This window comes from Tardiphaga sp. 37S4, from assembly GCF_021044645.1.
In the GTDB taxonomy this organism is placed as follows: Bacteria; Pseudomonadota; Alphaproteobacteria; order Rhizobiales; family Xanthobacteraceae; genus Tardiphaga; species Tardiphaga robiniae.
In genome coordinates, this window is record NZ_CP088008.1 from 5,091,427 (window position 1) to 5,107,900 (window position 16,474).

At 61.8% G+C, this 16,474-nt stretch carries 16 protein-coding genes; 5 read left to right on the top strand and 11 right to left on the bottom strand.

From position 1 onward, the window contains the following. Positions 1 to 118: 118 nt before the first annotated feature. Complete coding sequence (locus LPB73_RS24125; RefSeq protein ID WP_231078456.1) at positions 119 to 676, bottom strand: helix-turn-helix domain-containing protein; 558 nt, start codon at positions 674 to 676, stop codon at positions 119 to 121. 267 nt (positions 677 to 943) lie between these two features. Here LPB73_RS24125 and LPB73_RS24130 point away from each other — a divergent pair, with 267 nt between their 5' ends. The 4 genes from LPB73_RS24130 (at position 944) to LPB73_RS24145 (ending at position 4,989) form a co-directional block, all read left to right on the top strand. After that, on the top strand, positions 944 to 2,449 hold the full coding sequence (locus LPB73_RS24130; RefSeq protein WP_231078457.1) for a sensor histidine kinase: 1,506 nt from the start codon (positions 944 to 946) through the stop codon (positions 2,447 to 2,449). Next, entirely contained in the window at positions 2,442 to 3,083 is a 642-nt protein-coding gene (locus tag LPB73_RS24135; protein WP_231078458.1) for a response regulator transcription factor, read from the top strand. Before LPB73_RS24130 ends, LPB73_RS24135 begins: the two co-directional genes overlap by 8 nt. Before the next feature lie 99 nt (positions 3,084 to 3,182). Beyond that, a complete protein-coding gene (locus LPB73_RS24140; protein ID WP_231078459.1) occupies positions 3,183 to 3,548 on the top strand; it encodes a response regulator transcription factor in 366 nt (121 codons plus the stop codon). A 136-nt stretch (positions 3,549 to 3,684) separates the two neighbouring features. Beyond that, complete coding sequence (locus LPB73_RS24145) at positions 3,685 to 4,989, top strand: PQQ-dependent sugar dehydrogenase (RefSeq protein ID WP_231078460.1); 1,305 nt, start codon at positions 3,685 to 3,687, stop codon at positions 4,987 to 4,989. Between the two features lie 63 nt (positions 4,990 to 5,052). Here LPB73_RS24145 and LPB73_RS24150 read toward each other — a convergent pair whose 3' ends face one another. Further along, complete coding sequence (locus LPB73_RS24150; protein WP_093757997.1) at positions 5,053 to 6,546, bottom strand: CoA-acylating methylmalonate-semialdehyde dehydrogenase; 1,494 nt, start codon at positions 6,544 to 6,546, stop codon at positions 5,053 to 5,055. A gap of 98 nt (positions 6,547 to 6,644) precedes the next feature. Here LPB73_RS24150 and LPB73_RS24155 point away from each other — a divergent pair, with 98 nt between their 5' ends. After that, entirely contained in the window at positions 6,645 to 7,532 is an 888-nt protein-coding gene (locus LPB73_RS24155; RefSeq protein ID WP_231078461.1) for a LysR family transcriptional regulator, read from the top strand. A 16-nt stretch (positions 7,533 to 7,548) separates the two neighbouring features. Here LPB73_RS24155 and LPB73_RS24160 read toward each other — a convergent pair whose 3' ends face one another. From LPB73_RS24160 to LPB73_RS24200, 9 genes are read right to left on the bottom strand one after another with little or no spacing between them, the layout of a single operon-like run. Beyond that, positions 7,549 to 7,995: an SRPBCC family protein gene (locus tag LPB73_RS24160; protein ID WP_231078462.1), complete on the bottom strand. Its 447-nt coding sequence runs from the start codon at positions 7,993 to 7,995 to the stop codon at positions 7,549 to 7,551. 28 nt (positions 7,996 to 8,023) lie between these two features. Next, on the bottom strand, positions 8,024 to 8,728 hold the full coding sequence (locus LPB73_RS24165) for an ABC transporter ATP-binding protein (RefSeq protein ID WP_092140474.1): 705 nt from the start codon (positions 8,726 to 8,728) through the stop codon (positions 8,024 to 8,026). Beyond that, positions 8,721 to 9,476 carry an ABC transporter ATP-binding protein gene (locus LPB73_RS24170; RefSeq protein ID WP_231078463.1) on the bottom strand — a complete coding sequence of 252 codons (756 nt, stop codon included), beginning with the start codon at positions 9,474 to 9,476 and terminating at the stop codon, positions 8,721 to 8,723. Before LPB73_RS24170 ends, LPB73_RS24165 begins: the two co-directional genes overlap by 8 nt. Beyond that, entirely contained in the window at positions 9,473 to 10,465 is a 993-nt protein-coding gene (locus tag LPB73_RS24175; RefSeq protein ID WP_231078464.1) for a branched-chain amino acid ABC transporter permease, read from the bottom strand. The genes LPB73_RS24170 and LPB73_RS24175 overlap by 4 nt, the downstream gene beginning before the upstream one ends. Before the next feature lie 11 nt (positions 10,466 to 10,476). Further along, positions 10,477 to 11,343, bottom strand: a complete 867-nt coding sequence (locus LPB73_RS24180; protein ID WP_231078465.1) for a branched-chain amino acid ABC transporter permease — start codon at positions 11,341 to 11,343, stop codon at positions 10,477 to 10,479. A gap of 18 nt (positions 11,344 to 11,361) precedes the next feature. Beyond that, complete coding sequence (locus tag LPB73_RS24185) at positions 11,362 to 12,612, bottom strand: ABC transporter substrate-binding protein (RefSeq protein WP_231078466.1); 1,251 nt, start codon at positions 12,610 to 12,612, stop codon at positions 11,362 to 11,364. Positions 12,613 to 12,641: 29 nt separating this feature from the next. Beyond that, entirely contained in the window at positions 12,642 to 15,014 is a 2,373-nt protein-coding gene (locus LPB73_RS24190; RefSeq protein WP_231078467.1) for a xanthine dehydrogenase family protein molybdopterin-binding subunit, read from the bottom strand. Beyond that, on the bottom strand, positions 15,011 to 15,523 hold the full coding sequence (locus tag LPB73_RS24195; protein ID WP_231078468.1) for a (2Fe-2S)-binding protein: 513 nt from the start codon (positions 15,521 to 15,523) through the stop codon (positions 15,011 to 15,013). The genes LPB73_RS24190 and LPB73_RS24195 overlap by 4 nt, the downstream gene beginning before the upstream one ends. Next, positions 15,520 to 16,383, bottom strand: a complete 864-nt coding sequence (locus tag LPB73_RS24200) for an FAD binding domain-containing protein (RefSeq protein WP_231078469.1) — start codon at positions 16,381 to 16,383, stop codon at positions 15,520 to 15,522. Before LPB73_RS24200 ends, LPB73_RS24195 begins: the two co-directional genes overlap by 4 nt. Between the last annotated feature and the right edge of the window lie 91 nt (positions 16,384 to 16,474).

The window sequence follows — 16,474 nt, forward strand, 5'->3', positions numbered from 1 at the left end:
TCATAGTGGTTGAGATAGCGAGATATTTTGGGGTGGAGCATTGATGCGAACTATTCGTCAAAGGCGGGGCGATCATGCAAGCGTCCGTGGCCCGCTTCTGGATACTCCCCGAGGAGCATCACTGCTGTGTTGCGAGTGCGGACATCATCATGTTGTCGCGGCGCCAGACGTTGGGGCTGGCCCCGGTCGCGCGGCGAAACTGGCGGCACATGTGGGCCTGATCGGAGAAGCCACAATCGATGGCGATCTCGCAGAGTGACTTGCTGCTGGATGTCATCAGCTCCATCGCACGCGTCAGACGGCGGGAGACGATATAGGCATGGGGAGACTGGCCAAAGGTGGTCTTGAACGCATTTGAGAAGTAACCGCAACTCAGGCGAGCGAGACTCGCGAGATCCGATACTTGGATGGCCTCATCCAGATTAGAATCAATGTGGCGCTTGATCCGCTCCGCCTGCCAGCGTGCGAGGCCGCCCCTTGCGGGGCTGACGGGCAACGGTTGGGAGGGCGCCTCGAGCAGCGATGCAGCCTGCTTGATGCAGCGAAGAGCCGCACCGACATCCGATCCAATCGCCTGCCGTGCATCTAGCAGGAGTTGGGCGACCGTCGTAGAACTTGCGTCAGACAATACACCGGCAAACGAGTCAGAATTCTGGGACTGTGAATCGAGCAGCATATCGGTCTCCTTTGGGTGGTGAATGACATCGACATCGCGATGACTTCGACGATCCAAGGATGAGGGATTCCGGCCGCGCTAACCATTCTACGAGGATAGAGATTCAAGAAACGAAGGTAATCCCGCCCTATACCAAGGTTTATCCCGGGCGAGACGCCACCGACTTCGGACGACTTCACCATTCCCCGGCAGGACGCATGCCCTGCTTCCTATTTTGCGGATCAAATGACCAATTCTGATCGGGTGCACCGCCCCTCACAGCTGCCCATGGCCATTGCGACAGCTATCCTTGCCGCAGGCATTTTCGCGTTCGACGCCTTCAGCACGTTCGAGATCGCCGTCGCGGCGCTTTATATCGTCGTGCTGCTGATGGCGCTCCGTTTCACCAATGTCACTGGCATCATCCTGATCGCTCTGGGCTGCATCGGCCTGACAATCCTCGGTTATCTGATCGGCCACGCGAACGACCCCAATGAGGGAGCAATGCTGCGCGGCGCCGTCAGTGCGCTCGCCATTGCCATCGCCGCCGTGCTCTGCGTCCAGATCAGGATGTCGGACGCAAGGCTTCGGCAGAGCGAAGAGCGCTATCGCAACATCTTTCAGGGCACGAGTGTTGCCATCTGGGAGCAGGACTTCACGGAAGCGGCCAATGCCTGCGCGCCGATCCTGCAACAAGGCATTCCCCGGTTGCGCGATTACTTCATCGCCAATGAGGGCTTCCTCAAACATTGCCTGTTTCTGGTGCGGACCCTCGACGCGAATGACGCCGCAAAGCAATTGATCGGCGATCTCGACCAGAAGAACGTTCGGCAGTCCTGGGATGCGGCACTTGAGCCGGAGACTTTGGTCGCCTTTCGCGAAATCCTGCTCGCATTTCTTGCGGGAAAAAGCTCATTCACGATTGAAGCGGCCATCCGTGCCGTCAACGGCGAGTTGCGCACCACCATCGTCACGGCAACCTTCCCCACCGATCGGTCTCGCTCCGTCCTGATCAATTCGCTCGATGTCACCGCCAAGATCGCAGCCGAGCAAGCACTCCAGCAGAGCATCGCAGAACTCACCCGCGTCTCGCGCATCGCGACATTGGGGGCCCTGACGGCATCGATCGGCCATGAGGTCAACCAGCCGCTTGCCGCCGTAGTGACCAATGCGGAGGCGGCCTTGCGCTGGCTGTCGCGGGAACGGCCCGATCTCGGCGAAACCACGGCCTGCCTCAAGGAAGTCGTGCAGGAGGGGCGCAGGGCCGGCGACATCATTCACCGGCTGAGGTCGCTCGCCGTGAAGGGCGAGTTGGCGCGCGGCCCGGTCGACGTCAACGCTATAGTCACGCAGGTACTGGCGATGGTTCAGCGCGATCTGGCACAGCACCAGATTTCAGCAGTCCTCGACCTGACACCCGATCTGCCCACCATCGCCGGCGACGAAGTACAGCTTCAGCAGGTGCTGATGAATCTCGTCAACAACGCCGTCCACGCCATGAAGGCGACCGAGAAGAAAGAGCTGAGGGTGTGGTCGGCATTCGACGCGGCACGAGGAATTCTCGTCTCGGTGCGCGATTCAGGATCAGGTATCCCGGACGACCATATGCAACGCCTGTTCGCGCCGTTCTTCACGACAAAGGCCGAGGGGATGGGCATCGGCCTGTCGATCTCCCGTTCTATCATCGAGTCGCATCACGGGCGCATCTGGGCGGAACGAAACGAGAGTGGTGGAACCACCTTTCATTTCGTGATACCGACGGCCACCGCAGAAGGATCCGGCAACCTTGCCTAACGACGCAGAAGCACCTTTGGTCGTCGTCGTGGACGACGAAGCCGCCATCCGCACTGCGGTTGGCAGTCTGCTGCGCTCGGTCGGATATGAAGTCAGCTTCGCCTCCTCGGCGGTCGAGCTCCTCGAGAGCGACATTCTCACCAGGGCCAGCTGCCTTGTCCTCGATATCCGGCTGCCGATCGTCAGCGGCCTCGATTTTCAGAAGCGTCTCGCGGATCTCGGCGGTAATACGCCTATCGTCTTCATGACCGGCCATGCCGATGTGCCGATGACGGTCCGCGCTATGAAGGCCGGAGCCGTCGATTTTCTCGCCAAGCCGTTTCGCGATCAGGAAATGCTCGATGCCGTCGCCGGCGCGGTGGAGCGCGACCGCAAGGCGCGGCAGGAGCGCGATGGACTGGCCGATATCAAGGCGCGCTTCGGCACATTGAGCGCACGCGAGCGTGAGGTCATGGAGCTGGCCACCGCAGGATTGCTGAACAAGCAGATCGCCGCAAAGCTGAACCTCAGCGAAATTACGGTTAAGATCCATCGCGGCAAGATGATGAAGAAGATGGATGCAAAATCCTTCGCCTCTCTGGTGCGCATGGCCGAGGCCATCGGCATGAAACCAGCCCCGGGTACCTCCCGATAAACCTCAGTATGATTTCGCTGCACGGCGATATTTGACAATATTCTGGGCGAAACGGCTCAACACTGGGGTCGCTGTCAAAGCTGCCGTGTGGAGATTGCGTTGAACTCTGAACATGCCATTGCCATCATCGACGATTCCTCGTCGGTTCGCCGCGCGCTTGAAAGCCTGCTGCGATCGCTGGGCTTTGTCGTCCTCAGCTTCGAATCCGCCGAAGCGTTTCTGACCTCGCCCGTGGTCCGCGAGACGTCATGCGTGGTGACCGACGTCGAAATGCCCGGCCTCACCGGCATCGACCTCTATGAGCGCATGCGCTCGGACAAGAACCAGACGCCGGTCATTTTCATCACGGCCAATTCCGAAGAGAAAGTGCGCGCGCGACTGGGCAGCATGCCCTGCGTCCTCAACAAGCCGTTCGAAGTCGACGAACTCGCCGCCTGCATCAACCAGTCCATCGCGGCGCCATAGCCGCACTGCTCTTCCGAAGATTCATGGCGCCGATCCCCCAATAGCGATGGGCTCACATGCCCAGCGCACCGTCACGCGAAGGTTTTAACGCGCGTAGGTGTCGGATAGTGTGCGCGCACTTACATGGGGGAATGATATGAGCTTGTCCGGAATATTTGCGCGCGTCGTCGCGGTGATCGGTGGCGCTGCGCTGCAATGGCGCCGTCTGCAGGGCAATACGCACGCGCCCGCCTGGGGCAGCGCGCCAGTGGTGCCGGAGGCCAAGCCACAAGGCGCCATCCCCACGCTGAAGATGCCGACGGCCCAGGGATGGGCCGCGGGACAGAAGCCGGTGGTGGCGCCCGGGCTCAAGGTCAACGCCTTTGCGACCGGCCTGAAACATCCGCGCTGGATCAACGTGCTGCCCAATGGCGACGTCCTCATCGCCGAGGCGACGCAGGTTGCCGGTCCCGTCCGCAACATGTTCGGCTATGCGATGCAGGCGACGATGCGGCGGGCCGCCGCGCTCGGCATCAGCGCCAACCGCATCACGCTGCTGCGCGACCGGGACGGCGACGGCGTCGCCGAGACCAGCCAGACCTTCATGGAGGGGCTGAACCAGCCGTTCGGCATGGCGCTGCTGAACAACACATTCTATGTCGGCAATGTCGATGGCGTGGTGGCCTTCCCTTATGTGGCGGGCGCAGACAGTATCACCGCGCCGGGCAAGAAACTGACCAATTTCAAGTCGGGCGGCCACTGGACGCGGAGCATCCTGCCGAGCCCGGATGGCAGCAAGCTGTATATCGGCGTCGGCTCGCTGAGCAATATCGCCGAGAGCGGCATGGAAGTCGAAGCAGGCCGCGCGGCTGTCTATGAACTAGATATCGCCAGTGGCAAGAGCCGCATCTTCGGCGCCGGCTTGCGCAACCCCGTCGGCCTCGCATGGGAACCGACGACCGGCACGTTGTGGACCGTGGTCAATGAGCGCGACGGCCTCGGCGACGAGACGCCGCCGGATTACCTGACCTCGGTGCGCGACGGCGGCTTCTATGGCTGGCCCTATTGCTACTGGGGCAAGACGGTGGACGACCGCGTGCCGCAGGATCCGGCGCTGGTCGCCACCGCGATCACCCCCGACTATGCACTGGGCGGGCATACCGCCTCGCTCGGACTGTGCTGGTTGCCGGCCGGCACGCTGCCGGGCTTCCCTGACGGCATGGTCATCGGCCAGCACGGATCATGGAATCGCAGCACGCTCAGCGGCTACAAGGTCGTCTTCATCCCGTTCGTGAACGGCAAGCCGTCCGGCCCGCCGCGGGATATCCTGTCGGGTTTCCTCGCACCCGACGAGAAGGTGTCCTATGGACGCCCTGTCGGCGTCACGCTCACTCCGGACGGCGCGTTGCTGGTGGCCGACGATGTGGGCGACGTCATCTGGCGTGTGACGGCTGCGGCCTAAGGGCGTGGAATAGACCGGCAGGCTCGTGGAGCACGCGTTAGTCGCGCGCTCCACGCTCCGACCTTACTTCATTGTCGGCATCACGAATTCCGGACCTTGCGCAATGCTCGTTGGCCAGCGGCTGGTGACGGTCTTCAGGCGGGTATAGAAGCGAACGCCTTCCGGTCCGTGCATCGAGTGATCGCCGAACAGCGAGGCCTTCCATCCACCGAAGGAATGGAACGCCACGGGCACCGGGATCGGCACATTGATGCCGACCATGCCGACGCGGATGCGATGAGCGAATTCACGCGCGACGTCGCCGTTTTGCGTGAAGATGGCCGTGCCGTTGCCGTATTCGTTGTCGTTGATCATGCGCGCTGCCGTCGCATAGTCCGGCGTACGCACCACCGCGAGCACAGGTCCGAAGATCTCTTCCTTGTAGATCTTCATGTCCGGCGTCACGTGATCGAACAGCGATCCACCGATGAAGTAGCCACCCTCGTTGGACCGGAAGTCCCGCCCATCGACGACCAGCTTGGCGCCCTGCTCGACGCCGGAATCCACATAGCCGCGCACCTTGTCGAGATGCTGCTGGGTCACCAGCGGGCCCATTTCGGACTCGGCGTTGAAGCCTGAACCGACTTTCAACGCACGGATCTTTGGCTCAAGCTTCGAGATCAAGGCATCCGCCGTCTTCTCGCCGACGGGCACAGCCACCGAAATCGCCATGCAGCGCTCGCCGGCCGAGCCATAGGCGGCGCCCATCAGCGCATCCACGGCCTGGTCGATGTCGGCGTCGGGCATCACCACCATGTGGTTCTTGGCGCCGCCTAGAGCCTGGCAACGCTTGCCGGTGCTGGTCGCGGTCGAATAGATGTAGCGGGCAATCGGCGTCGATCCGACGAAGCTGATCGCTGCAACATCGGGATGATGCAGCAGCGCATCGACGGCTTCCTTGTCGCCATGCACGACGTTGAAGACGCCAGCCGGCAGGCCGGCTTCGGCGAGCCATTCCGCGATCAAGAGCGATGCCGAAGGGTCACGTTCGGAGGGCTTGAGTACGAAGGTGTTGCCGCAGGCCAGTGCCACCGGGAACATCCACATCGGCACCATGACCGGAAAGTTGAACGGCGTGATGCCCGCGACCACACCCAGCGCCTGACGGACGCCGTAGCTGTCGACACGCGTGCCGACATTCTCGCTGACTTCGCCCTTCAAGAGCTGCGGAGCACCCACAGCGAATTCGACCACTTCGAGGCCGCGCTGGATTTCGCCCTTGGCGTCCGACAGGGTCTTGCCGTGCTCCGAGGTGATCACCGCCGCGAGATCGTCGATGCGGTCTTCGCAGATGCGCAGGAATTTATTGAGAATACGGGCACGACGCAGCGATGGCGTATCGGCCCAGCTCTCTGCTGCCGCGAGTGCGGCAGCAACCGCGGCACCCACTTCGGACGTGCTGGCGAGGCCCACCTGAGCAGTTTGCTCGCCGGTGGCCGGGTTGAAAACCGGCGATGTCCGGCCGCTACGGCCCGCAACGAGCTGTCCGCCGATATAGTGCTTGATTTCCGAAGCCATCGAACTCTCCTTTGATGCTCCGGCGGTCTTGCGCCGCTTCCCCGGCCCGGACAACGCGAAGTATTGCGGCTTCGATGTGCAGCAAATAGAGTCCAACGATGGATTGGGACAAAGTTCGGATTTTTCTGGAAGTCGCCCGTACTGGCCAGATTCTGGGCGCCGCCAAGCGGCTCAAGCTCAACCATGCGACGGTCGCGCGCCAGCTCACCGCCCTCGAAAAAGACCTGAAGACAAAGCTGCTGAACCGGCAGACGACGGGCTCGTCACTGACGCCATCGGGGGTTGCGCTGCTCGCCGCCGCCGAGCGCGCTGAGTCCGAACTGCTCAAGGTGGGATCGCAGCTGACATCGGCCGCCGACAAGGTGGCAGGCACAGTACGGATTGGCGCACCGGACGGGCTCGGCAATTATTTTCTGGCCGACAAGCTTGGCGGCTTTGCCGCAGCCAATCCGGATCTTATCGTTCAGCTCGTAGCGCTGCCGCGCACCTTCTCGCTCGCCAAGCGTGAGGCCGATATCGTGGTGACACTGGAGCGCCCGGATGAGGGCAAGCTGATCTGCACCAAGCTCACCGACTACACGCTCAGCGTCTACGCGTCTGAGGACTATCTGGCTCGGTCGACGCCGATCCGCGAGCCCGGCGATCTCGCCGACCACCTGCTGATCACTTACATCTACGATATCATCTACAGCCGTGCGCTGGACTATGCATCGACCTTCAGCGAACTGATCACCCGCCGCTTCGAATGCGGCAGCGTGGTCGGCCAGCTTGAAGCGGTTCGTGCCGGCCACGGCGTCGGCATCCTGCACGACTACGCGGCGCAGCTTTATCCCGAACTGAGACGTATCCTGCCGGCTAGCCGCTTCACGCGAAGCTACTGGCTCGTGTCACATCCTGACACGCATGACACCAGCCGGGTCCGCGAGGTACGGCGCTATATCGTCGCCAAGGTCCGCGAGGCCCGCAGCCAGTTCGTCGTGCAATAGGTCACAGCCGCTGCGTTCAGCTTGCGGAAACGACCGCGCCGAATTTGGTGAAGAACTCGCCGGCCAATTTCTTGGCGGTGGAGTCGATCAAGCGCCCACCGAGCTGCGCCAGCTTGCCGCCGATCTGGGAATCGACCTCATAGTGCAGGATCGTTTCACTGTCGCTCACCGCATCGAGCCTGATCGCAGCGCCGCCTTTGGCGAAACCGGCGACACCGCCAGAGCCTTCACCGGTGATCCTGTAGCCGTTCGGCGGATCGAGATCGCTCAGCGTCACCTTGCCGCCGAAGGTCGCTTTCACTGGTCCGACCTTGATCACGACCGTCGCCGTCATCTCGGTTGGCAAGGTCATGTCCAGCACCTGGCAACCGGGAATACACTGCTTCAGCACAGCGGGATCGTTGAGCGCGGCCCAAACCTTGTCGCGCGAGGCCGGAACGGTTTGGCTGTCTTTCATCTGCATGGGAGTGACCTGTCTGCAAGCATGCGCGTCAGACCGCGCAATAACGTTCCTGAATTTCCTTGTCGGCAAGCAATGCCGCTGAGCTGCTCTCATAAACGACCTCGCCCTGGTCCATGATGATTGCGCGATCAGCAAGGCGCAGCGCCCATTCGACATTTTGCTCGACCAGTAACAGCGTGACGCCCTGATCACGCAGCTTGCGGAACAGCACGCCCATCTCCTCGACCAGCACCGGCATGATGCCTTCGGAGGGCTCGTCGAGCAGGATCATCTTGGGCTTGGCTATGGTCGCGCGCGCGATGGCCAGCATCTGCTGCTCGCCGCCGGACATGGTGACGCCTTCCTGATCGAGGCGCTCCTTGAGGCGTGGAAAGCTCTCCGCGATTTCCTCGATCGCGTCTTTCTCGTTGATCTGACCGCGGCTGGCGACGAGACCGAGTTGCAGGTTCTCGCGCACCGTCAGGCCTGGAATGATCCGGCGCTCCTCAGGCACATAAGCAAGCCCTAGCCTGAAACGATCATGGGCGGGCATCGACGTGAGGTCGTTGCCGTCGAAGGTCATGCCGCCCGTGGTTTTCGACATCAACCCCATGACCGAACGGATCGTGGTGGTCTTGCCGGCGCCGTTGCGGCCGACCAGTGCGACGACCTCGCCCTGCGCCACGGAGATCGAGACCCCATGCAGCGTATGGCTGGCGCCGTACCAGGCGTTCAGGTCTTTGGTTTCAAGCATAGCCATCGTTCTGTCCCAGATAGACGCGACGAACCTCGGGGTCCGTCTGAATGTCGTGCGGCGTGCCATCAGCGATCAGCCGGCCATGGTGCAGCACCAGAATCCGGTCGCTGAGGCCGAGGATCATCTTCATCTTGTGTTCGACCAGGAGGATGGTGCGTTCCGCCGCCAGCTTCTCCAGCAGCGCCACCATTTCCTTGGTCTCTTCCGGCCCCATGCCCGCGGTCGGTTCGTCCAGCAGCAGCACCTCCGGATTGGAGATCAGCGCGATGGCAATCTCCAGCGCGCGTTGCTGGCCGTGGGCGAGAAACTTCGCGGTCTCATCGCGCTTGGCGACCAGACCGACAGCCTCCAGCGCCGCATCGGCTTTGGCATCCAGCTCGGTGAACTTGTTCCGGTTGGTCCAGATATTATAGCGCGATCGGCTGGCTTGCGCTGCGACACGCACGTTCTCGTGCACACTCAGATCCGGGAAGATGTTCGTAATCTGATAGGAGCGTGCGATGCCACGATGCACGAATTCGTGCTGCTTCGTGCCCTTGAGATCGTCCCCCTTGAAGCGGATCGATCCGCTGGAGGGCGTCAGCACGCCGGACAGCACATTGAAGAACGTACTCTTGCCGGCGCCATTAGGGCCAATGATAGAGGTGACGCGGCCCGGCCGGAACTCCGTCGTCACGCCTTGCAGCGCGACGAAGCCGCCGAACCTCACTCCGATATCGTTGACGGCGAGAAGCGGCGCGTTCATCGCATGACCTTTGTGAGAAATGTGCCCCAGATGCCCTTGGGCAGAAACAGCACGAACAGCACGAAGATGGATCCGACGATGATCTGCCAGTGCGACGTCCACAGCGAGAACACGTCTTCCATCACCAGGAACACCAATGCACCGATGAACGGGCCGAAGAAGCTGCTGGCGCCGCCCAGCAGAGTCATCATCACGATCATGCCGGAGGACAGGTAGTGCAGCGAATCCAGCGGCACGAAGGCCAGATGCAGCGCCGACATAGTGCCGCCAAGCGCGCAGATCGTGCCTGACAGGGTAAATGACAACAGCTTGGTGCGCTCGACATTGTAACCGCAGGTTCGTGCGCGACGCTCGTTCTCGCGGATCGCCTCGATGGCGGCGCCGAAAGGTGAATTGAGAATGCGCGAGACCAGCCACAGTGCTGCGGCGGCGAACGCCATCAGCACATAGTATTTGTTGACCGGATCGAGGAAGTTAATGTCGAAGCCGAACAGATTGATCTTGTTGACGGTGAAACCGCGCAATCCGTTCTCGCCACCTGTCCAGGACGGCGTCTGGAGCGCCACGTAATAGACGAGCTGCGCGAGAGCAAGCGTCACCATCGAGAAGTAGATGCCGCGCGTGCGCGTGGACAGCGCGCCCATAACGAAGGCCAGCAGCGCACCGCCAATAACGCCCATCAGCACCGCGAGATACCAGGGCACACCGAACTGGCCGATGGCGATACCGGTGACGTAAGCCCCGGTGCCGACAAAGGCTGCATGGCCGAATGATAGCAGGCCGGTATAGCCGAATAGCAGATTATAGCCGACGGCGACCGTGCCGTAGATCAGGACGTTCACCGCCAGCGCCTTGGACGGCAGCAACCACGGCAACAGACAGAGCGCGAGGATCGACAGCGGGACGCGATATTTGGTCACGAGCGATTTGAAGCGCGCAGGCTTTCGCGCACCGGCGGAAGAAGAAACGGCGAGCGCTGGGGATGTCATGGTCCGCTCCGTTACGCGAGTTTGCCGAACAGACCTTGCGGCCGGATCAGAAGGACGATGGCCATCAGCGCGAACATCACGATGGTCGCCATTTCCGGTGCGAACAGCGCGGTCATGCTGATCACGACGCCGACCAGAAGACCCGCGATGATCGAGCCGACCAGCGAGCCGAGGCCGCCGATGACCGTCACGACGAAAGCTTCGGCCAGCACCAGTGCGCCCATTTCCGGATTGACTGACCGCATCGGCCCGGACAGCACGCCGCCGAGCGAGGCGAGACCGACACCGAGCCCGAACACCAGCAACCAGACTTTGCTAATATCGACGCCGAGCACCTTCATCATGGTCGGATCGCGCGCGCCGGCGCGCACGATCAGGCCGAATTTGGTCTTCTCCAGCCCGAGCCACAGCAGCAGCACGACCAGGAAGACGACGCCGACGACGAAGATGCGATAGATCGGGAAGAAACCAACGCCGAGGTCGACCACGCCCGTAAGCGAGGTCGGTGTCGGAAATGGAATGCCGTCGCTACCGAACACGATGCGCACGCCTTCCACCAGCACGTAACTGAGACCGAAGGTCAGCAGCAGCGGATCGTCGATCGAACGGCCGTAAAGCGGGCGTATCAGGACATATTCGATCGCCATCCCGAACACGCCGATCATGATGGGGGCAACGAGCAGCCCCCACCAGAAACTGCCGGTCAATGAGGCGACCCACAGCCCGGCATAGGCGCCGACCATGAACAGCGCGCCATGCGCGAAGTTCACCACGCCGAGCATGCCGAAAATGATCGACAGGCCGAGCGCGGTGATCACGAGGATCGCACCGAGGGCAACTCCGGAGAAGAGTTGCATCAGAATGAGTTCCGTATCCATGGACGACGAATGCTTTCGTTAGGCCGGGAAGCCGAGTTCATTGCAGCTGCGCAGCACGTTTTCCGAAGCCGGCTCATTGGCCACGATGCTGAACAGATCGCTGTCACCCTTCATATCGGCCTTCTTCTTGGACTCGAGCACGAGAACCGACTGCACCGACTGGTGATCGCATTTGCGATAATATTGCGGGCCCTTGGCGACATCGTATTTCAGGCCTTCCAGCGCCGCGATCACCTTGTCGGTGTCGGTGCCGCCGACCACCTGCATCGCCTGCAGCAGCGACGAGACGCCGGTATAGCCATAGGCGCCGTAGTCGGTCGGGATCGCGCCGCCATTGGCCGCGCGATAGGCGTCGTTGAACGCCTTTGCACTCGGCAACTGGCTCTCCAGACCCCAATAGTAGTTAGAGCCGCCAACGACGCCTTCGAACACTTCCGGACTCACCGCCAGCCGCTGGTTGTGCAGCAGCACGGGCACGACGATCTTGGCCTGCTGCTTGAGGCCGAAATCCACCGCCTGCTTGATGGAGTTGGCCTGATCGCGGCCGAAATTGCTGATGCACAAGACGTCGGCACGCATCGAGCGCAGACGCGGCATGAAAGTCGAGTAATCCGCAGCACCGAACGGGTGCATGATCTCACCAACGGTCTCGGCGCCGATCACGGCCTGCGCACGCTTGAATCCGCGCAGCATTTCATGGCCATAGGCATAGTCGGCCACGAGATGCGCAACCTTGGTGCCCTTCTTGAAGGCGTGCCGCGCCACCGCGCCTGCGGTCATTGTCGGATTGAGCGCTTCGTGGAACGTATATTTGCTGAAATCCTTCACCTCATTGATGGTGTCGGACTGGCTGATCGAGACATAAAGCACGCCGCGGGCGCGCGTCACTTCATTGACCGCGAGCTGCACCGCGCTGGACAGCGATCCGACGATCGCATGGACCTTGTCTTTTTCGATGAGCTCAAGCGTGCGCGTTGCCGCCTCGCCGCCATTGAGCTTGTCATCGCGCACCAGCAGCTCGATCTTGCGACCGTTAACGCCGCCCTTGTCGTTGAACTGCTTGACGGCGAGCTCTGCGCTCTTGACCTGATCCTTGGCTTCGGCAGCGAACGGGCCGGTCAGCGGTGTCGGAAAGCCGATGCGGATCGTGTCATCGGCAGCGCGTGCGATCCACGGCATGGCGACGACGCTCGCGCCGGTGCCGAGCGCGGCCAGCACGTGGCGGCGCGAAATATGATTGCGTTTGGTGTCTCGAATGTCCTTCGTCATGATGTCCTCCGTTTGATTTCTTTTATGAGTCAGATGTGTCCAAGCGCCTTGAGTATTCGTGCAGGTGTCATTGGCACCTGCGCGAGCGTGCCTCCGAATGGCTTCATCGCATCATTCATCGCATTAAGCGCTGCTGCCGATGCCGCAGCCGTGCCGGCCTCGCCAACGCCCTTGGCGCCGAGCTGGGTGTCCAGCGTCGGCGTCTCGACATGTCCGATTTCGATGTCCGGCATCTCCACCGCCATCGGCACGAGATAGTCTGCAAGCGAGCCATTGGTGAGCTGACCGTTGTCTCCGTAGACGCATTCTTCGAAGAACGCCGCGCCGAGCCCCTGCACGACGCCGCCGCGGATCTGCTCGTCGACCAGCAGCGGATTGATGACACGGCCGCAATCCTCGACCACCCATAGCTTGAGTATCTTGACCAGACCTGTCTCGACATCGAGTTCGAGATGACAGGCCTGAACACCATTGGTGAATGCGAAGGGATAGCCCTGCGGCGCATAGTGATGCGCGACGGACAGCTGTGCCTGGGTGTCGGGCGGAAGTGTATCGGAACGAAAGTAAGCGATGCGCGCGATCTCGGAGAGCTCCATGCGCTGCTGCGCCGTCACAGCGTCGACGATCCAGCCACTGTGAATATCGAGCTTATCCGGCTCGTCCTGTAGGATCGCCGCAGCCACCGCGAGAACATTGGCTTTTAGCTTTTTCGCCGCTTGCAGCGCCGTCTCGCCGCCAATGCCGGCGCCGCGACAGGCGTAGGTCGCGCCGCCATGTGGGGTAGTGTCCGTATCACCTGTCATCACCTTGATGCGATTGCTATCGACGCCGAGATGTTCGGCGACGATCTGCCCGATGATGGTCTCGGTACCCTGCCCGAGTTCGGTCACTGAAATCGAGCAATGAACATCCCCCGACGGCGTGACCTTGATGATGGCGCCATCCTGCGACGAGATGCGCGCACCGCCGACGCCATAGAAGGCCGGGCCGGGATTGGTGATTTCCACGAAGGTGGCGATACCGATACCGCGATGAATGCCTTTGGTCCGCAGCTCGGCCTGTTCGGCGCGCAGCCGGTCGTAATCCATCATCTCCCGCAGCTTAGCGAGACAGGCGTGATGCGACAGCGCCTCGAACTGGTATCCGGTCGGCGACGTGCAGGGATAGGCATCGTCGGGGATCAAGTTGCGGCTGCGGATGTCGAACACATCCTGCGCGGTCTTGTCGGCGATCATGTCCACCAGACGCTCGGTGACGGTGCAGGCCACCGGATGCCCAACGGCGCGGTACTGGCTCATCTGCACCTTGTTCTGGAACACCACTTGGAGATCAGCGCGGTAATTCCTGAACGTGTAAGGCGCGCCCATCAGGCGATAGACCTGATTGCCTTCGACCACGCTGGTGCGCGGATAGGCCGAGAACGCCCCGATGCCGGTGACGTCCTCCACGTCCATCGCCAGGATGTTACCCTCTGCATCGGCCGCCATGCGCGCGCGGACGCGGTGATCGCGCGCATGGATGTCCGACACAAAGGATTCAATACGGTCAGCGACATATTTGACGGGGCGGCCAAGCATCATGCTGAGCCCGACCACCGCCATGTCCTCATGATACATGTGCAGCTTCATGCCGAACGAACCGCCGATATCCGGCGCGATCACGCGGACGCGGGATTCAGGGAGGCCGTAGTGGCGGGCATAGATGTCCTGGAACTGATACGGCGTCTGCGTCGCATGATGCACCGTCAGTTGCACTTCGCTGGCATCGTAGTCAGCGATGATCGCGCGCGGCTCCATGGTGACCGCCGTATGGCGGCCGAAGTGAAACTCCTCCTCCACCACATGGGCGGCGCCGGCGAAGACATCCTCAACACCGCCGGTATCGATCTTGCCATGGAAACAGAGATTGCTGCCGAGTTCCGGTGAAATCACCGGCGCATCCGGTGCGCGCGCAGCGTCGATATCGACAACGGCGGGCAGTTCATCGAACTCGATATACACCGCCTCCGCTGCATCTTCAGCGAGTGCGCGCGTATCGGCCACGACCGCGACAACCGCCTGGCCGGACCATACGACCTTGTCGATCGGCAGCGGCAGCTGCGGCGGTGACTTCATGCCCTTGAAGTGATCCATGGTGCCGATCCATGGCGCGCACAGTTTTGCGAGATCCTCGCCGGTAGCCACCAGTCGCACGCCGGGCATCTCGCGCGCCGCCTGCGTGTCGATCGACAGGATGCGGGCGTGCGCATAAGGACTGCGCACATAGGCGACATGGAGCATGCGCGGCAGCGTGATATCTGTAACGTATCGGCCGCGACCGGCCAGCAATCGCTTGGCATTCGGGCGCGGCACCGAGCGGCCGATATAGGAATTCGGACGATCCAGTGGGGTTAGCACGCTCATGCGCCAACCTCCTCGGGAGCCGAAGCATTCGCGCCCGCATAACGATCGCGCGCGACCTTCTCGATCGCATCGACGATCGCCTCATAACCGGTGCAACGACAGTAATTGCCCGACAGTGCGTCGCGAATGTCCTCACGCGACGGCACACCTGGCTGCGACAACAGGGCGTGGGCTGTCATCAACATGCCGGGCGTACAGAAGCCACATTGCAGGGCGTTACGCTGATGGAACGCCTCCTGGATGTCCGCAATCACCGCCCGATCACTGAGACCTTCTACCGTCTCGATGGCCGCCCCGCTCGCCTGCACCGCGAAGGTCAGACAAGAGTGTACGACGCGGCCATCCAGAATAACCAGACAGGCGCCGCAAACGCCCATCTCGCAGCCGGTATGGGTGCCGGTCAGTTCCAGCGTCTGGCGCAGGAAATCCGCTAGCGTGATGCGCGGCGCGATGCTGCGCGACACCTCAGCGCCATTCACCGTCATGGTGACATTGACGAGATCGCTCATGCGCCCTGCCTCTCGATCTCGCCCAGCAGTCGACCGAGAAGAACGCGCGCAAGATGGTGCTTCATGGCAGGCGGCGCGTGCTCGTCTTCAGGCGGATCGAGATCGTCGCCAACGACGGCCTGCGCCGCAGCGATCGCGGCCTGATCCAGCCTCTTGCCGACCAGACTGTCCTCGGCCTGCCGGGCGCGAATCGGCGTGCTGCCAACGGAGAAGAACGCGATACGCACGTGTTTGACGACGTCATCGACGAATTCGGCGAGAATGCCGCAGCCCGCCAGCGCAAAGTCGCCACGCCGACGCGCAAGCTCGTGAAAAGCCCAGCGATGATTTGGTCGAACCACCGGCACATGAATCGCGACAAGAAGCTCGCCCGGTTCGATCGCTGTCTGAAACAGATCGAGGAAGAAATCGTCGGCCGGCACGCGGCGTACGCCGTCGCGGCCAGCAATTTCGAGCTCAGCGCCCAGCGCCAACGTCATCGCCGGGAATTCCGACGCAGGATCGGCATGAGAGATACTGCCGCCGAGGGTGCCTTTGTTTCGTATAGCCGGATGCGCCACATGCGGCGCGGCTTCGCTGTAGAGCGGCGCGTGCCGGCGGATCAACGGATCGGTCAGCACTTCGTGATGGCGGGTGAGCGCGCCGATGCGCAACCAGTCACCCTGCAGGTCGACACCACGAAGCGTCGAGATATGCGCGATGTCGATCAGCAATTGCGGCGCCTGCAACCGCAAGGCAAGCGCCGGCACGAGGCTCTGGCCACCTGCGATGTAACTCGCATCGTCGCCGGCTTCCTCGAACGCTTTCAAAGCCTCCACCACCGTGGAAGCCCTCACATAGTTGAACGCCCTCGCCTTCAACGTCTTCTCCCTAAACGTCTCGCGGACGTCCAGTTGTGACCATTTGGTCGGAAATCTAGAACACGTCGATTTCCCCGGGTCAACTTAAAAT

What these genes read in the sequence shown, in the direction of transcription:
- LPB73_RS24145 (WP_231078460.1), top strand. Translation starts at nt 3,685, where the DNA reads ATGAGCTTGTCCGGAATATTTGCGCGCGTCGTCGCGGTGATCGGTGGC.
- LPB73_RS24185 (WP_231078466.1), bottom strand. Translation starts at nt 12,612, where the DNA reads ATGACGAAGGACATTCGAGACACCAAACGCAATCATATTTCGCGCCGC.
- LPB73_RS24125 (WP_231078456.1), bottom strand. Translation starts at nt 676, where the DNA reads ATGCTGCTCGATTCACAGTCCCAGAATTCTGACTCGTTTGCCGGTGTA.
- LPB73_RS24165 (WP_092140474.1), bottom strand. Translation starts at nt 8,728, where the DNA reads ATGCTTGAAACCAAAGACCTGAACGCCTGGTACGGCGCCAGCCATACG.
- LPB73_RS24130 (WP_231078457.1), top strand. Translation starts at nt 944, where the DNA reads ATGGCCATTGCGACAGCTATCCTTGCCGCAGGCATTTTCGCGTTCGAC.
- LPB73_RS24150 (WP_093757997.1), bottom strand. Translation starts at nt 6,546, where the DNA reads ATGGCTTCGGAAATCAAGCACTATATCGGCGGACAGCTCGTTGCGGGC.
- LPB73_RS24170 (WP_231078463.1), bottom strand. Translation starts at nt 9,476, where the DNA reads ATGAACGCGCCGCTTCTCGCCGTCAACGATATCGGAGTGAGGTTCGGC.
- LPB73_RS24175 (WP_231078464.1), bottom strand. Translation starts at nt 10,465, where the DNA reads ATGACATCCCCAGCGCTCGCCGTTTCTTCTTCCGCCGGTGCGCGAAAG.
- LPB73_RS24160 (WP_231078462.1), bottom strand. Translation starts at nt 7,995, where the DNA reads ATGCAGATGAAAGACAGCCAAACCGTTCCGGCCTCGCGCGACAAGGTT.
- LPB73_RS24155 (WP_231078461.1), top strand. Translation starts at nt 6,645, where the DNA reads ATGGATTGGGACAAAGTTCGGATTTTTCTGGAAGTCGCCCGTACTGGC.
- LPB73_RS24195 (WP_231078468.1), bottom strand. Translation starts at nt 15,523, where the DNA reads ATGAGCGATCTCGTCAATGTCACCATGACGGTGAATGGCGCTGAGGTG.
- LPB73_RS24190 (WP_231078467.1), bottom strand. Translation starts at nt 15,014, where the DNA reads ATGAGCGTGCTAACCCCACTGGATCGTCCGAATTCCTATATCGGCCGC.
- LPB73_RS24180 (WP_231078465.1), bottom strand. Translation starts at nt 11,343, where the DNA reads ATGGATACGGAACTCATTCTGATGCAACTCTTCTCCGGAGTTGCCCTC.